15 protein-coding genes are annotated in these 16,093 nt (G+C 56.7%); all 15 read left to right on the plus strand.

The features are described 5' to 3' along the window. Positions 1–6: 6 nt before the first annotated feature. The 15 genes from argE (at position 7) to ACQQ2Q_RS13095 (ending at position 16,091) form a co-directional block, all read left to right on the plus strand. The gene (gene argE, locus ACQQ2Q_RS13025) at positions 7–1,158 is read left to right on the plus strand and encodes an acetylornithine deacetylase (RefSeq protein ID WP_428187530.1); all 1,152 of its coding nucleotides are present in this window, start codon (positions 7–9) and stop codon (positions 1,156–1,158) included. A 247-nt stretch (positions 1,159–1,405) separates the two neighbouring features. Beyond that, on the plus strand, positions 1,406–2,677 hold the full coding sequence (locus ACQQ2Q_RS13030; protein ID WP_428187531.1) for a flavin-containing monooxygenase: 1,272 nt from the start codon (positions 1,406–1,408) through the stop codon (positions 2,675–2,677). Between the two features lie 61 nt (positions 2,678–2,738). Continuing rightward, positions 2,739–3,152: a RidA family protein gene (locus tag ACQQ2Q_RS13035; RefSeq protein ID WP_428187532.1), complete on the plus strand. Its 414-nt coding sequence runs from the start codon at positions 2,739–2,741 to the stop codon at positions 3,150–3,152. Between the two features lie 21 nt (positions 3,153–3,173). Beyond that, positions 3,174–3,848 (plus strand): DUF1028 domain-containing protein, encoded by a 675-nt coding sequence (locus ACQQ2Q_RS13040; protein ID WP_428187533.1) that lies wholly within the window; start codon positions 3,174–3,176, stop codon positions 3,846–3,848. A 69-nt stretch (positions 3,849–3,917) separates the two neighbouring features. Next, positions 3,918–4,094, plus strand: a complete 177-nt coding sequence (locus ACQQ2Q_RS13045; RefSeq protein ID WP_428187534.1) for an aldehyde dehydrogenase family protein — start codon at positions 3,918–3,920, stop codon at positions 4,092–4,094. Between the two features lie 25 nt (positions 4,095–4,119). Beyond that, positions 4,120–5,064, plus strand: a complete 945-nt coding sequence (locus tag ACQQ2Q_RS13050; protein WP_428187535.1) for a LysR substrate-binding domain-containing protein — start codon at positions 4,120–4,122, stop codon at positions 5,062–5,064. Positions 5,065–5,347: 283 nt separating this feature from the next. Further along, complete coding sequence (locus ACQQ2Q_RS13055) at positions 5,348–6,328, plus strand: ABC transporter substrate-binding protein (RefSeq protein WP_428187536.1); 981 nt, start codon at positions 5,348–5,350, stop codon at positions 6,326–6,328. Positions 6,329–6,437: 109 nt separating this feature from the next. Beyond that, a complete protein-coding gene (locus ACQQ2Q_RS13060; RefSeq protein ID WP_428187537.1) occupies positions 6,438–7,244 on the plus strand; it encodes an ABC transporter permease in 807 nt (268 codons plus the stop codon). Positions 7,245–7,312: 68 nt separating this feature from the next. Next, on the plus strand, positions 7,313–8,122 hold the full coding sequence (locus tag ACQQ2Q_RS13065; RefSeq protein ID WP_428187977.1) for an ABC transporter ATP-binding protein: 810 nt from the start codon (positions 7,313–7,315) through the stop codon (positions 8,120–8,122). 131 nt (positions 8,123–8,253) lie between these two features. Then, complete coding sequence (locus ACQQ2Q_RS13070; protein ID WP_428187538.1) at positions 8,254–9,876, plus strand: GMC family oxidoreductase; 1,623 nt, start codon at positions 8,254–8,256, stop codon at positions 9,874–9,876. 108 nt (positions 9,877–9,984) lie between these two features. Continuing rightward, complete coding sequence (locus ACQQ2Q_RS13075; RefSeq protein WP_428187539.1) at positions 9,985–10,752, plus strand: SDR family NAD(P)-dependent oxidoreductase; 768 nt, start codon at positions 9,985–9,987, stop codon at positions 10,750–10,752. Positions 10,753–10,835: 83 nt separating this feature from the next. Further along, complete coding sequence (gene hisD / locus ACQQ2Q_RS13080) at positions 10,836–12,164, plus strand: histidinol dehydrogenase (RefSeq protein ID WP_428187540.1); 1,329 nt, start codon at positions 10,836–10,838, stop codon at positions 12,162–12,164. A gap of 4 nt (positions 12,165–12,168) precedes the next feature. Further along, the gene (locus ACQQ2Q_RS13085; RefSeq protein ID WP_428187541.1) at positions 12,169–13,179 is read left to right on the plus strand and encodes a zinc-dependent alcohol dehydrogenase; all 1,011 of its coding nucleotides are present in this window, start codon (positions 12,169–12,171) and stop codon (positions 13,177–13,179) included. 96 nt (positions 13,180–13,275) lie between these two features. After that, complete coding sequence (locus ACQQ2Q_RS13090) at positions 13,276–14,490, plus strand: hypothetical protein (protein WP_428187978.1); 1,215 nt, start codon at positions 13,276–13,278, stop codon at positions 14,488–14,490. A gap of 173 nt (positions 14,491–14,663) precedes the next feature. Next, the gene (locus tag ACQQ2Q_RS13095) at positions 14,664–16,091 is read left to right on the plus strand and encodes an aldehyde dehydrogenase family protein (protein ID WP_428187542.1); all 1,428 of its coding nucleotides are present in this window, start codon (positions 14,664–14,666) and stop codon (positions 16,089–16,091) included. The last annotated feature ends 2 nt before the right edge of the window (positions 16,092–16,093 follow it).

Genomic DNA, 16,093 nt, shown 5'->3' on the forward strand with positions numbered 1-16,093 from the left:
GAAACCATGACAGACGCCTATTCGATCCTCGACCGTCTTGTCGCATTCCCTTCGGTCAGCCGCGACGGCAATATTGAGCTGATCCGATATGTGCAAGGTTTGCTGGCCAGCGCCGGCATCAAGGCCCGGCTCTATCCGGCGGCATCCGGCGATCGGGCATCGCTGTTTGCAACTGTTGGTCCGGAAGGGCCGGGCGGTGTCGTCCTGTCGGGGCATACGGATGTCGTGCCGGTGGATGGTCAAGCCTGGTCGAGCGATCCGTTTTGCATGATCGAGCGAGACGGCAGGCTCTACGGACGCGGCACCACCGACATGAAGGGCTTTGTCGCCTGCGCCATCGAAGCCATGCTTCAGGTAAAGTCCAAGCCACTTCAGAGACCGCTCCATCTCGCGCTGTCCTATGATGAGGAGATTGGCTGCATCGGTGTGCGTCCCATGCTTGCCGATCTGGCCAAGGTTGGATTGGAGCCCGACTGGGTGTTGATTGGCGAGCCGACCTCGATGCAGGTGGCCTCAGGCCACAAGGGCAAGCTTGCTGCGCGTGCATCCTGTTGCGGGGTTGCCGCCCATTCGGCACTCGCACCCACGGGGTTCAATGCCATTCACCTGGCGGCTGATTTTCTCGGGGAACTTCGAAGCCTGCAGGCGGAGCTTTCGGGGCAGGGCGCACGAGACAATGATTACGATATTCCCTACACCACCGTTCATGCCGGAGTAATACAGGGTGGTACTGCGCTCAATATCGTGCCGGAACGCTGCGATCTCGACTTCGAAATTCGCAACATCGCATCGGATGATCCAAAGCTGTTTCTGGATCGGCTGTTTGAAAAGGCCGACCGACTTTCCAATACCGCGCGGACGCGCTTTGCGACTGCCGGGATATCCATTCACGTGTTGAATGAATATCCAGGTCTGGCGACCTCTTCGACGGACCAAACAATGTCTCGCGTGCTCAATCTCGCCGGCAGCAATCACTGCATCAAGGTCGCCTTCGGCACAGAGGGAGGGCTGTTTTCGTCTGCCCTTTCCGTTCCCGCATTTGTCTGCGGTCCGGGGAGCATGGAGCAGGGACATAAGGCAGATGAATTTGTCGAGACAAGTCAGATTGAAGCCTGCCGCTCCATGCTGGGGCATGTCGGCGACAGCCTCTCGTCATAGCTGTTTTGAATCGGAAAAGCTGAGGCAAAATTTCTGAAAGAAATAATTTCCTAAAGCCGCTGATGCTGCCAACAATCGGTCAAGAGCAGATCGCCAAAGAAGACTTTCGTTTCCGGCCACGGGATCGGACGTCGTTGGCGATGCAGTCAAGGTGCTGTTGGCGGTGTTGCCGCCCCATCATCCATGCCGGCTCAGCTCGGTCTTACGGCATTTCCCCAATGTCGAAACGTCAGAAGAGGAACCCGAAATGTCGGTTGAGAAAGTCGAGGTTGTCATTGTTGGCGCGGGTCAGGCCGGGCTGGCAATGAGTGCTCATCTTGTAAAGGTCGGTATTCCTCACCTCGTGCTGGAGCGGCAACGCATCGCCGAGCGCTGGCGGTCGGAACGGTGGGATTCTCTGGTCGCCAACGGTCCGGCATGGCATGACCGTTTTCCGGATCTGGAGTTTGAAGGCTTCGGCCCCGACAGCTTTGTGCCCAAGGAAGATATCGCCAACTATTTCGTGGCCTATGCCGAAAAGATCCGTGCTCCCGTGCGCTGCGGCGTAGAGGTTAAACGGGTTCAGCGCAAAGCCGACGGTCCCGGTTTCAGAGTGGAAACCGCCACCGGGACGATCGAAGCAAATTACGTCGTTGCGGCAACCGGCCCTTTTCAACGCCCCCTCATGCCGTCGATCATTCCGGATGAGGCCGGGTTTAAGCAGATACATTCCTCTTCCTATCGCAATCCGAAGCAGTTGGCGGATGGTGCGGTTCTGGTCGTCGGAGCCGGATCGTCAGGTGTACAGATCGCTGATGAATTGCGCGCGTCCGGGCGGCAGGTCTATCTCTCTGTCGGTCCGCACGATCGTCCACCGAGGAGCTATCGGGGCCGGGATTTTGTCTGGTGGCTCGGTGTTCTCAACAAGTGGGATGCGGAGGCAATGCCTGGTTCAGAGCACACGACAATTGCAGTCAGTGGTGCGAATGGCGGCGAGACCATCGATTTTCGTCGGTTGGCGGCTGGCGGCATTACGCTTCTGGGGCGAACCGAAGCTTACAAGGATGGAATACTCACCTTCGCAACCGATCTCGCCGGCAATCTTGAGCGCGGTGATGCCAATTACCTGTCGCTACTCGACGAAGCCGATGCCTATGTAGAGCGCAACGGACTTGATCTGCCGGAGGAACCTGAGGCGCGTAAAGTCGAGCCCGTTCCGGCCTGCGTCAGCGATCCGGTTCTCGAACTTGACATGGCCAAGGCCGGCATCACCACGATCATTTGGGCCACCGGGTTTGCTCTTGATTTCAGCTGGCTGCAGATCGATGCTTTCGATGAGAACGGCCGACCGAAGCATAACCGTGGCGTGTCTGTAGAGCCGGGTGTCTATTTCCTCGGTTTGCCGTGGCAGACCCGTCGCGGCTCCTCCTTTATCTGGGGTGTCTGGTATGATGCCAAATATCTGGCGGATCATATCTCCAAACAACGCAGCTATCTGGCCTATGAACCCAGCCCGCAACGAACCACCGAAGACGCCTGAACGACATCGACTGATGTTGTTCATTCACTCGGCAAACAAGATCAAACGCACGGAGAGCCCTATGGCGCACAAGCGCATCCGCCAGTTCAATACCAAGGATACCTATCCGGATCAGCAACTGGACAATGATCTGTGCCAGGTCGTGGTCGCGCGGGGCACGATGGTCTTCGTGCGCGGCCAGATCGGTCAGAATCTCGATACTGCGGAAAATGTCGGTATTGGCGATGTGACGGCTCAGGCCGAGCAGGCAATGGCGAATATCAAGATGCTGCTCGAAGAGGCGGGCTCCGAGCTCGCGCATATTACGAAGATCGTGATCTACATCGTCGACCCGCGGTATCGCGAACAGGTTTATCGCGTTGTTGGCAAATGGCTGAAGGGCGTGTTTCCTGTGTCGACCGGTATCGTGGTCTCCGCGCTCGCCCGTCCAGAATGGCTGGTCGAGATCGACGTGACAGCCGTTATTCCGGACTAAGTCTGCGACAGGAGCCTTAACTTGACCTTCTCGATATCCGCGCGCTGCCCCGAGACCGGGATGATGGGGATTGCCATATCCTCGTCTTCTCCGGCTGTTGCTGCGCGTTGTTCCCATGCGCGTGCCGGTGCCGGTGTCGTGGCCACCCAGAACATCACAGATCCATCGCTCGGCCCGAAAGGCCTCGATTTGATGGCCGGTGGTCTGAGTGCCGATAAGGCGCTTGGCAAGCTTTTGGCCAACTATCCGACCGCTCCGTGGCGGCAGGTCGTGTTGCTCGACATGCAGGGAATGAGTGCCGTTCATTCCGGCGAACACACGCTTGGCACCCATGCGACTGCCAGGGGCAAGGATTGTGCCGCTGCGGGAAATCTGCTGGCCAATGCCGATGTTCCGGCCAGCCTCGTTGCGGCCTTTGAAGCGTCGAAAGGCCATCTCGGCGACCGCCTCATCGCTGCCATGGGTGCTGGAATGGCCGCCGGCGGAGAGGCCGGGCCGGTGCATTCGGCGGGTCTTTACCTGGTGCGCGATGTTTCCTGGCCGATCGCCGACCTTCGCGTCGACTGGGCTGAACATGATCCCATCGGCGAACTGGCCGCACTTTGGTCACTCTACAAGCCGCAGCTCGAAGACTATGTAATGCGGGCAATCGATCCGACTGCAGCGCCAAGCTACGGCGTGCCAGGCGACCTTTGAAGACGTTCGAGGAAGAGTGATATTACGGAACTGGCGAGATGTGACTGTGTCTAAGACGCCGAGCGATGCGTGTTCGTCTGGTCGTCCAATCTGTCGCGGGCGGGTACGGTTTTTGTGAACACGGTTGATGCACTTGCGCCGATGACGCCGTTTGGCGGTTTCAAGCAATCCGGGATCGGTCTCGATCTTTCCTTGCACGCCTTTGATAAATTCAGTGGACTCACGACCACCTGGGTTAAATATTGACGGGGCCGTCAACAGGATCCAGTGCATGCGCTTCACGCTGAGACAGCTCGAATATTTCATTGCTGCGGGGGAAACCGGCAGCATTACCCAGGCATCTGAGCGGGTGAATATCTCGCAGCCGTCGATCTCGGCTGCAATTTCGCAGTTGGAACAAGAGCTTGATGTTCAACTTTTCATTCGCCACCACGCGCAAGGGCTTTCGCTGACATCTGCCGGCCGTTCCATGCTTTTGGAGGCCAAGCGGCTGATCGAGCAGGCCGAGTCGCTCTACGGGGTGGCGTCGGAAGCGCGAGACGAGGTGCGCGGTCAGTTGAGTGTGGGGTGCTTGACGACTTTAGCGCCAATGATCCTTCCTGAACTGGCGCTTTCGTTCAAAACAGCTTTCCCCAAAGCCAGTATCAGGCCCCAATCCGATCATCAGGAATTGTTGCTGAACGGTCTTAGGCGCGCGACGATCGATGTCGCTGTCACCTACGATCTGCAGATCCCTGATGATGTCGACTTTACCCCGCTTGTCGATCTGCCTGTCCATGCTCTGGTGGGCGAAACGCATCCTTTGGCGCAGCATTCGTCGGTCACGCTTGAGGAGCTGGCCGAATTGCCCATGGTCTTTCTCGATCTACCGTATTCCAACGACTACTTTCTCGCTCTCTTCATGAAAGAAGGCCTGCAGCCGAATATCGTCTATCGCCTTCCGCATCCGGATATCATTCGCACGATGGTTGCCAATGGTTATGGCTATACGCTTGCCAATGTCACGCCACGCTCGGATACGGCGCTAGATGGACGCAAAGTGGTGCGTATTCGTCTGGCAGGTGATAATCGGCCGATGACGATAGGCTTTGCCACACTTCGCGCATTGCGCAAGTCACGTCTGCTGGAGGCTTTTGAAAGCCACGCCAAGTCTTTCATATCCGATGCTTACATTCCTGGAATGATTGCCCCGAACATGGCACATCGCAAACGGTAGTCTCCAGTCTTTCTAAAGCTTGAACAATCTGCTTTGTTATTGCAGTGCGGCATGTCTTTATGTATATACAAGATGGCGGCTTGCTTAGGTTTTCCTGAAGCGAATTCGCTAAAAAAGATTGTTTTTCCGACGCAAGGGGCGTGCTTAGCTCATCAACTTGAGAGCTTGCCCCGGGCAGGTAAAACCGGATGACAACTCGGTTGCTGCGATGCGGAAACCGAGCGCAAACAAAAAACGAAAGCCTCGAAGAGCTTACACGGCAACGAACAAGGGAACAGTTCGCATGAAAACCAAGAATGTGTTGAAAGCTACGATCGCCGGTGTGGCAATGCTCGCTGCCACTGGCAATGCATTTGCCGGAACCATGAAACTCGGCATGACAACCTGGGTGGGTTATGGCCCGCTCTTCCTCGCGCGCGACCTTGGCTATTTCAAGGAAAAGGGTCTCGAAGTCGATCTGCAGATCGTCGAAGACCATGCGCTTGCCATGGCTGCTGAAGCTGCCGGCGAACTTGATGGTGACGCGGGCACGATCGATGAAACCCTGCAGTACCGCAGCCCGGATTTCTGCTTCAAGACCGTATATGCGCTTGATGATTCCCACGGCGGTGACGGCATCCTCGCACCTGCCGATGTCAATTCGATTGCTGACCTCAAGGGTATGGAAGTCGGCATGAACGAAGGTTCCGTCTCGCAGTTCTGGTTCGATATCCTGCTCAAGCGCGCCGGCATGACCGAAGCTGACGTAAAGGTCGTCAATATGACGGCTGATGATGCGGCTGCCGCCTTCATGGCGGACCGTATTCCCGTGGCCGTCACCTGGGAGCCGAATCTGACTTTCGCTAAAAATGCGAACAAGGGTAAGGTTCTGGTCGATTCTTCTGAAACACCCGGCCTGATCGTGGACGTTCTCTCCTTGCGCTGCGACTATATCGAGGCGCATCCGGAAGACGTTCAGGCCTTGGTGGATGGGCTCTATAAAGCCAATGAGTACATCAAGACCAACCAGGACGAGGCCTATGCAATCATGGCCAAGGGCGTTGGTGGCTGGCTCGAAGATCCGAAGGACTTCGCAGCATCTGCAGCGGGCGTGAATTTTTACGGCAAGGACCTCAACGCCAAGTTCTTCAAGGGTGGGGATGATGGTGAAGCCGGCGAGCTGATCAAGCTTGGTCTGGAAATCTGGGGCGGTGCCGGCAAGGTCAAGATTGAAAAAGCGACCTATGACGATGTCGTCGAGGACAAGTTCCTCGGTCTCGAATAAGTCGGTCTGACGTTTCAGGCAATCGCGGTTGGGTCTGCATCCGCGATTGCCTAGGTTTTACTTGTCCTGCGTCCCGTGCGACCGGTCGACGGGAAACGGAGTTATTCACGTGTCATCCGCTTCGTCCTTTTTCAAAGAAATAACCACGCCATTTCGTCAGGTCCCCCGTTGGCTTGCGGTCGCCCTGAGTATTCTCGTCTGGGTCGTCGTGATTGGGGTCTGGCTGGTCTTCTCTCACGCCGGCATCGTCGGCGAGATGTTCCTCCCCAAGCCCGAAGAGGTGCTTCAGACTGCAGTGACTTATGCGCTGGACGGACGCCTTTGGGAGCATACCTCGGCCAGTGTGCAGGTGGTGCTGATCGGTTTTGTTATTTCGGCGTTATTCGCTATTCCGTTAGGTCTCTTCATGGGCACCTACAAGATTGTGCAATCCTTCTTCGATCCCTTCGTCAATTTCATGCGCTACCTTCCGGTGACGTCATTCGTTCCACTTTTCATCCTGTGGATCGGTATCGGCATCGAGCAACGCGTGACCGTGATCATCTTCGGTATCTTCTTCCAGCAGTTGGTGATGTTTGCTGACGCTGCCCGCTCGGTGCCGCGTGATCTGGTCAATGCCGCCTACACACTTGGAACCAGCCGCTCCCACACGGTTTTCCATATTGTTCTGCCGGCCACCATGCCGCAAATATTCGATGTCCTGCGCGTTACCATGGGTTGGGCCTGGACATATCTGGTCGTCGCTGAGCTTGTCGCTGCCCGCTCCGGCCTTGGCTATATCTCGCTGAAGGCGATGCGCGGTTTCCAGGTGGATGTGATCTTCATGGCAATCGCCACCATCGGTATCCTCGGTCTCCTGACGGATCAGTTGTTCCGGGTCCTTCGGCGCTTTGCCACACCGTGGTCAGCCGTATGATGGGCGGGGCGACGAAAATGCAGCGCGAAGCGGTTCCCGCGTCTGCGCGTGTCGAGGAATTCGGAAAGATGGATGCTATGGCAAATACCAAACCGGCACATGCGACGAGCGCCGATATCGTCATCGAAGACGTGGCGCTTCGCTACGGCAAGGGATCGTCGGCGGTTCTGGCACTGGACGGCATCTCGTTCGACGTCAAGCGCAACGAATTCTGCGTCATCGTTGGCCCATCCGGCTGCGGCAAGTCCAGCCTGCTGTATCTGATAGCAGGCCTGGAAGCGCGCACCAGCGGATCGATCAGGGTCAACGGCAAGACGGTGTCTGAACCGGGCCCCGATCGCGGAATGGTCTTTCAGGCCTATACGCTTTTCCCGTGGCTGACCGTGGCAAAGAATGTGGAATACGGGCCCAAGCGCAAAGGTTTTCCTGCTGCTGAGCGCAAGGAAATCGTCGAGCACTATCTGAACGAGGTCGGACTTTCCAAATTCGCCGATCACTACCCGTCGCAGCTTTCGGGCGGTATGAAGCAGCGCGTGGCGATTGCCCGTGCTCTGGCGAATGACCCAGAAGTTCTGTTGATGGACGAGCCCTTTGGCGCGCTCGACTCACAGACACGTCACAGCATGCAGAAACTGCTGCTGCGGGTTTGGGATCATACCAAGAAAACGGTTCTGTTCGTTACCCACGATATCGATGAAGCCATCCTTTTGGCCGATCGTGTGCTTGTGATGTCCGGCCGACCGGGCCAGATTAAGAAAGAGATCAAGGTGGATATTCCTCGGCCACGCAATATGGATCTCGTGATGGAACACGACTTCATCATGCTGAAACGTGAAATTCTCGAGTTGTTGAAGAACGACGACGATGAGGATCACTGAGTAACGCGATTTGGGCGACTGCCCCGCAGGGGGGCACTACCGTCTTGTTTGACAAACACATGACGCGTGACACCTCGCCGCCTTGCGGCGGGGGTCGCCTCCTATTGGCTAGATTCGAGTGGACCGAGCAGATGGAAAAACTGGAATTTGACTATATCATCATAGGCGCAGGGTCGGCCGGCTGCGTTCTTGCCAACCGTTTGAGTGCCGACCCGAAGATGCGTGTCTGTCTGATCGAGGCGGGTGGTAGCGACAACAGCATGCGTGTGCGCGTTCCGGCAGGCATTCTCTCGCTCTACGGCAATCCAACCTACGACTATGGGTATGTTGGCGTTCCACAACCCGCGCTTAACAATCGGCGTTTGCCGGTCAATCGCGGCAAGGCGCTTGGCGGGTCTAGCGCGATCAACTCGATGATCTACATTCGCGGCGCGTCGCAGGACTATGACGACTGGGCCGAACTCGGCTGCAACGGCTGGTCCTACAACGACGTGCTTCCGGTTTTCAAGGATCTCGAAAAGAACCTCCTGTCCCAAGACCCGGCCTATCATGGTTTCAAGGGTGAATTGCTGGTCGATCAGCCGCAGGATCCGAACCTGGTCTCAAAGACGTGGGTCCAGGCTGGCGAAGCCATCGGTTTGCCTGAGAACACTGATTTCAATGCAGAAAGTCAGTTCGGACTTGGCATCTACAACGTTACCCAGAACAAGGGTGAGCGCTTCTCCGCCTATAGCGCCTTTGTGCGTCCTGTGTTGAACCGGCAAAATCTCTCCGTGATCAGCGGCGCAGAGGTGCAGCAGATCGTTGTTGTCGATGGTCGCGTGACCGGTGTTCAGCTCGTCGCGGATGGTGCTGCAAAGATGATTTCCTGCCGTGGTGAACTTGTGCTGAGTGCTGGCGCCATCGGAACACCGAAGCTCCTGTTATTATCAGGCATCGGTCCGGCCGATGAACTCAAGGCCATCGGTATCGAGCCCATTGCCGATGTGGCCGGCGTAGGCAAGAACCTGCGCGACCATATCGATGGCATGATCACGGTTCGCTCCGACAGCAATTCGACATTGGGGCTGTCGCTTGCCAACCTGCCGGCCATGCTGGCAGCCCCTTTCCAGTATTTCGCTCGGCGCAAGGGTATGCTGACGACCAATTATGTCGAAGCAGGCGGGTTCGCGCGGACGAAATATGCCGACGATCTTCCTGATATTCAGTTTCACTTCGTACCCGGCTATCGCAGTCATCGCGGGCGATTGGTTGAATATGGGCATGGCTACGCCGTTCATACTTGCGTGCTTAGACCGAAGAGCGTGGGTGAATTGCGCCTGTCGGGCAGTGGTCATGAGAAGAAGCTGGAGATTGATCACCGCTTCTTCAGCGATAAAAGGGATGCGCTCACCTTGATCGAAGGGATCAAGATTGCCCGTTCCATCCTCGCGTCACCGGCTTTTGCCGACATCCGCGGACCGGAAATTCTTCCGGGTCCTGACGTCAACAGCGATGATGAAATTCTCGCTTATCTTCGTGCCGAGGCGCTGACTGTCTATCACCCTGTGGGCACGGCAAAGATGGGGACGGATGATATGGCGGTGGTCGATCCGTTCAGCTTGAAGGTTCGCGGTTTCGATAATCTTCGCGTGGCGGATGCTTCGATCATGCCAACATTGCTGGGCGGCAATACCAATGCTCCCACGATGATGATCGGCGAGAAATGCGCGCGGATGATCCTGGCAGAAACGCGCGCGGACAAGGCTGCCTGAAGGCGTTTTCGATCCGGTTGTAGCAGGCTGCTGCACGCCCAATAAAATGTATAGACATTATAATTTGCCGGTGGTTCTATAGCGCCCGAAAGTCAATGGAGGTCAACCATGGTCCCGTCATTCAGCCTTGAAGGTCGTGTCGCTGTCGTGACCGGCGCCGGTCGTGGACTGGGCCAAGCGATCGCCATCGCATTGGCAGAGGCCGGGGCCAGCCTATGCTTAACAGGTCGCAGCGAGGTGGGACTACAGGAGACAGCCGGAAAGATCGAGGAACTCGGTAGACACTGCTCTGTGGCTGCACAGGATGTTGTCGACCTCTCCACGATCGATCCGGTTCTTGAGCGCTTCAGAAGCATCCATGGCAAGATTGATATTCTGGTCAACAATGCCGGTATGGAGAAAGTTTCCCCCTCGTTCGATGTGGACGAGGCGTTGTGGGACCAGATCGTTTCGACCAATTTGAAAGGTGCCTTCTTCTGGTCGCGCGCTGTGGGCAAGGTGATGGCCGAGCAGGGGGCGGGCGGCAGTATCCTCAACATGTGCTCGCTTACCTCCTATGTCGGCGTGCCGACCGCCGTTCCTTATGGCTCTTCCAAGTCTGGCCTGCTGGGGATGACAAAGGCATTGGCCAGCGAATGGGCGCCACATGGAATCAGGGTCAATGCTTTGGCACCCGGCTATTTTAGAACGGCGATGACCGAAGTTTTCTATGAGGATGAGAGCTGGCAGGACAAGATGCTGGACAAGATCCCGCAGCGCCGTTTCGGCCAGGACAGTGATGTCGGTGGAGCAGCCATCTTCCTTTGCAGCGATGCCGCCGCCTATATCACGGGCCATTGTATTCCGATCGATGGCGGCTATCTCGCATCGATCTGAGCCAAGACTTTGAAATCCCAGTTGGTCTATTCGCGAGCAAAAAATCCATCTGGACGGAATGATTGAAGATTAGGGAACTGACCATGAGCAATGTCTCGTTTCATGAACTGGCCAAAATGACATCCGAAGAAAAGGATGATTTGTTCAAGCGGTCCGAGGGAGATATTTCCAGCTTTATCGAGAAAGTGAAGCCGATCCTTGAAGCTGTTCGCACTGAAGGCGATGCGGCCGTTGCCCGCTTCGGGCGTGATTTTGACAAGGCGGATGTGTCCGAGAAAACCCTGATGGCAACGCCTGAAGAATTCGACGGAGCCTTCAAGCTTGTGGATGAGGAAACGATCGAAGCCATCAAGTTCGGTATTGGCAATATTCGCACCTTTCACGAAGAACAAAAGCCTGAAGCTATGTGGCTGAAGGAGATACGCCCGGGGGCTTTCGCTGGCGACCGTTTCACGCCGATCCAGTCGGTGGCGCTCTATGTCCCGCGCGGCAAGGGTTCTTTCCCGTCAGTCACCATGATGACGGCAGTTCCGGCGGTGGTTGCGGGTGTTCCCAATCTTTCCATTGTCACGCCGCCTGCACCGGATGGCACGGTCGATGCCGCGACCTTGGTTGCTGCACGGCTTGCGGGTGTTGAGACTGTCTATAAGGTTGGCGGTGCTCAAGCTGTGGCGGCTGTCGCCTATGGTACCGAGACCATCCAGCCCGCGCTCAAGATTGTCGGTCCTGGCAGCCCCTGGGTGGTTGCTGCAAAGCGCCTGCTTTCAGGTGTTATCGACACTGGCCTTCCCGCCGGTCCATCCGAGGTGGTGATCTTTGCTGACGATACGATCAATGGCGGACTGGCCGCGCTTGATTTGTTGATTGAGGCGGAGCACGGTCCGGATTCCTCTGCCTATCTCGTCACGCATAGCCGTCGCGTGGCCGAAGAAGCGCTGTCAGCCCTGCCTGGTCATTGGGCGGAGATGACACCGCAGCGTGTCGAGTTTTCCAAAGCGGTGCTGACAGGCCGCACCGGCGGCATTGTGCTCACCTCTTCCGTCGAGGAAAGCTATGCCTTCGTCAACGGCTATGCGCCGGAGCATCTGGAAATCATGTCGGAAGATCCGTTCTCCCATCTGGGCCACATTACCGAAGCAGCAGAAGTTCTGCTGGGAAAGCACACCCCCGTGAGCATTGCCAATTTCGGTCTCGGCCCAAATGCTGTGCTTCCCACAAGCCGCTGGGCGCGCACCTTCGGACCATTGTCCGTGACGGATTTCGTCAAGCGCAGTTCGATCGGCTATGTCACCGCGTCGGCCTATCCGGAATTCGCCGATCAGGCGCACAAGCTTGCCCTTTATGAGGGCTTCTCCTCTCATGCCTTGGCGGTCTCGCCACGGCGGGAACTCTTCCTGAAGAAAGACGACTGATCAGATGAGAGCAGTCCGGCTTTATGCTGCAGGGGATCTGCGCCTCGAGGAGATCCCCGCACCCTCTGATCCACCGGAGGGTTACGTCAATCTCAAGGTGAGAGCAGCCGGTATCTGCGGTTCAGACCTGCATAATTATCGCACTGGCCAGTGGATTTCTCGCAGTCCATCGGTCGCAGGGCATGAGTTCTGCGGTGTTATAGACGCTGCCGGTGCGGGTGTGTCCAGTCTGTTGGTTGGCGATACAGTCGTCGCCGACTCGCGCTTCTGGTGCGGCGAATGCCGGCAGTGCCGGGACGGTTACACCAATGCGTGTGAGGTGCTCGGCTTTGTCGGCGAAATCTGCGACGGTGGCTTTGCCGATCTGGTTCAGTTGCCGGCCCGTCTCGTCCATCGTCATTCTCCAACGGTGCCATCCAAGGTGGCGGCCATGGCTGAGCCGCTGGCTGTGGCTCTCCACGCACTGCGTAAGCTGCGGGTTCCAAGTTGCGAGCCAGTTCTCATTCTCGGCTGCGGCACGATTGGGGGACTGGCTGCGATCCTGCTGTCGCGCCTCCATGACGGAATTGTGCTTCTTGCCGATATCAACCGTGAAAAGGCAGGGTTTGTCGCCGGGCTCATAGATGGCGTTGTGATCGATATGGACAAGGCATCAATCTCAGCAGCAACGAGCGGTCGGCCGCTTCGCTATGCACTTGACGCGACCGGCAGTGTGAAGGCCATTTCCACGCTATTGGAACTGCTGGACGGTGTAGGCGCGCTGGGGCTGGTTGGCATCGGCCACGGGAGCATCGATCTCGATCCAAATACATTGGTCGAACGTGAGATCGCGCTTGTCGGTTGCCATGCCTTCATTGATGAATTGCCTGAAGCCGTCGCTCTTCTGGACGATCTGCAGCCACTTCTCTGCCAAGTCTCCGAGGTCATCACGCTGGAAGATGTGCCGGCCGCCTATGAGCGGCTGATCGATAGCGGCAGTCAGCAGCTCAAGACGATCGTCGCGATCGCGGACTGACCGCAGCAAGGGAATTGAATCATGATTGAAGTTGTTTCCAGCAGGACTGCAGAGATCCGCAGACTGGCCAAGGCCAATGACGGCAGCGCCGAACACATGTTGGCGAACCTCTTGTCGGACCTGTTCCAGCTTGATGTGCAGAACGTGACAATCAATCGCGATCAGTACAGTCTCAATTCTCTCAACGGCTTCTTCGATACCGCGGACGGTGCCTTCTTCTTCAAGTTTCATCAGGAGGAGGGCGAGGAGGCGATGAGCGGGGAATATTATCGTGCCGATATTCTCGCGCGTGCCGGACTTCCCGTCGATCAGCCTGCGTTAATGTCGGTTCTGCCCGGGGAGCAGATCCTGGTCTACAAACGTCGCAGCGATCCTCGTTTTTCCGATGTGCTGCGTGCACTCGATCTGAAACATGATGAGATCAAGGCGGCTGAAGCTGCCGAAGCGGAAGCGCAGCTCTCGCGCACTGTGCTCGATGTCTACCTGAAAACGTTGACCAATATCGAACCGGCGCAATCTGTTGCAGAGCCTGTGCATCGGCTGTTTTGGGAGCGGCTGATCGATCCGGTAACGCGCAGTTACCCGGGCGGGCGCTATGCCAGTTATTATGTCGGTCAGCGTTTTTCGTTTCCGGGCGTAGATCTGAGCTGGGACGCGTTGTCACGTGCGAAGTTCCGCATCAATGGCCTGCTTTATGCCCGAACGATTGGCGAGCTTTTCGATGACGCGTATGAAAAGCTAAATCCTTCAGCGCTGGCCAATGCTGGCGGTGTGACCGCGCATGGCGATGCCCACAATGCCAATGTCTGGTTCGAACAGCAGGCAGCGAGACCGCATCTTTCCTATTTCGATCCGGCCTTCGCCGGCGACTATGTCCCCTCTCTGCTGGCCGAGATAAAGACGACGTTTCACAACAATCTGGCGCATCCGTTCTGGCTCTATGATCCTGACCTTGCCTGCGAGCTTTTTTCAGCGTCTGCTTCCTATGACGACGGCGTATTGGACATTACGACAGACTGGTCGATGACTCCCGTCAGAGTTCAATTGCTTGATGTCAAAGCGCGCGAACTCTGGAGGCCGCTGCTTCAAGCGTTGAAATCAAAGGGTCTGTTGCCTTCAGACTGGCGCACCACCATAAGGCTTGGGCTTTTCCTCTGCCCGACGCTGGTCATGAATCTGCGGGCCGGAGCCATGACACATAATCCGGTATCTTCGGCCATAGGATTGGCTGTTGCGGTGATGGCTGGGAGCCCTCCGGAGAACGGTACGGATATGATCACGGAGTTTCTGGACAAGATTGAGCCGGCTTAATGGCCTGAGCTGGCAGCTTGGTCTTCTTCGGCATCGCACGTGTCATCGGCCCGACCAGAATTGGTCGTGTCGCTTGTGCGGATTGCTTCTATTGTTTTCGAAGATAGAGTCGAGATCCGATTGCCAAACTGAATTCTGTATGGCCGATCACAAACACTGCGAAGGTAGTTCCAATGTCCCATCACAAGAAGTTCTTCATCGACGGCGTTTGGGTGGACCCCGATGTGCCGGCTGTTCTGGACGTGATCGACCCGTCAACGGAGGAGGCTTATGCGCAGATTTCGGTTGGCTCGGCCGTGGATGTCGACAAGGCTGTCGCGGCAGCAAAACGGGCATTTGCAAGCTTCTCCCTAACCAGCAAGGAAGAGCGGCTGGAATTGCTCAAGCGAATCCATGCCGTCTATCTGGAGCGTTTTGAAGATATTGCCCAGGCGGTAAGCCAGGAAATGGGCGCGCCAATCGCTTTTGCCCGAGACAGTCAGGCCTGGGCCGGTCGCGGCCATCTGGAAGCAACGATTGCTGCATTCGAGGCTTATGAATTTTCTGAAAAGCGCGGCACGGCGATGATTGTCAAGGAGCCGATCGGTGTCTGTGCACTGATCACGCCATGGAACTGGCCACTGAACCAGATCGTCTGCAAGGTCGCTCCAGCCATTGCGGCCGGTTGCACCGTGGTGCTCAAGCCATCCGAGGTCGCTCCAATTTCCGGGATCATTTTCTCGGAAGTGATGGAAGCCGCAGGTGTGCCCAAAGGCGTCTATAACATGATCAACGGCACCGGTCCCGATGTCGGGCAGATTATGGCGGGGCACAGCGATGTTGATATGGTGTCTTTCACCGGTTCGACCCGCGCCGGCATTATCGTCGCCAAGACGGCAGCCGACACTGTCAAACGCGTTGCCCAGGAACTCGGCGGTAAATCCCCCAATATCATTTTGGCCGATGCGGATCTGGAGAATGCTGTTCGCCAGGGTGTGCAGGGGTGTTTCGGCAATACAGGTCAATCCTGCGATGCGCCTACCCGTATGCTGGTTCCGGTGGATCGACACGATGACGCGCTTGCCTTTGCCAAATCAGAGGCCGAGACATTTGTGACCGGCGATCCGCGATCGGAAGAGACCGGGCTTGGACCCGTGGTAAGCCAGATCCAGTTCGACAAGATCCAGGGTTTGATCGAAGCCGGCATCAAGGAAGGCGCAACACTGGTGACAGGTGGCCTTGGTCGGCCGGAAGGGCTCAATCGCGGTTATTATGTTCGCCCGACGATCTTCGGCCATGTGACCAACGACATGACGATTGCACGCGAGGAGATCTTTGGTCCGGTTCTGTCAATTATGCCCTACAAGGATGAGGAGGAGGCGGTCGAGATTGCCAATGATACGGTCTACGGCCTTGCTGCCTATGTGCAGTCCGGCGATATCGGTCATGCACGCAAGGTCGCGGCTCGCCTGCGTGCGGGCTCCGTATATCTCAATTATCCTGAGTGGGACACAATGGCACCTTTCGGCGGCTACAAGCAGTCCGGCAATGGTCGCGAATATGCAGATTGGGCCATCCATGATTTCCTCGAGATCAAGGGCATCGTCGGCTGGGGCGAGTGATT

Source organism: Agrobacterium sp. ES01 (assembly GCF_050320885.1).
Lineage (GTDB): Bacteria > Pseudomonadota > Alphaproteobacteria > Rhizobiales > Rhizobiaceae > Allorhizobium.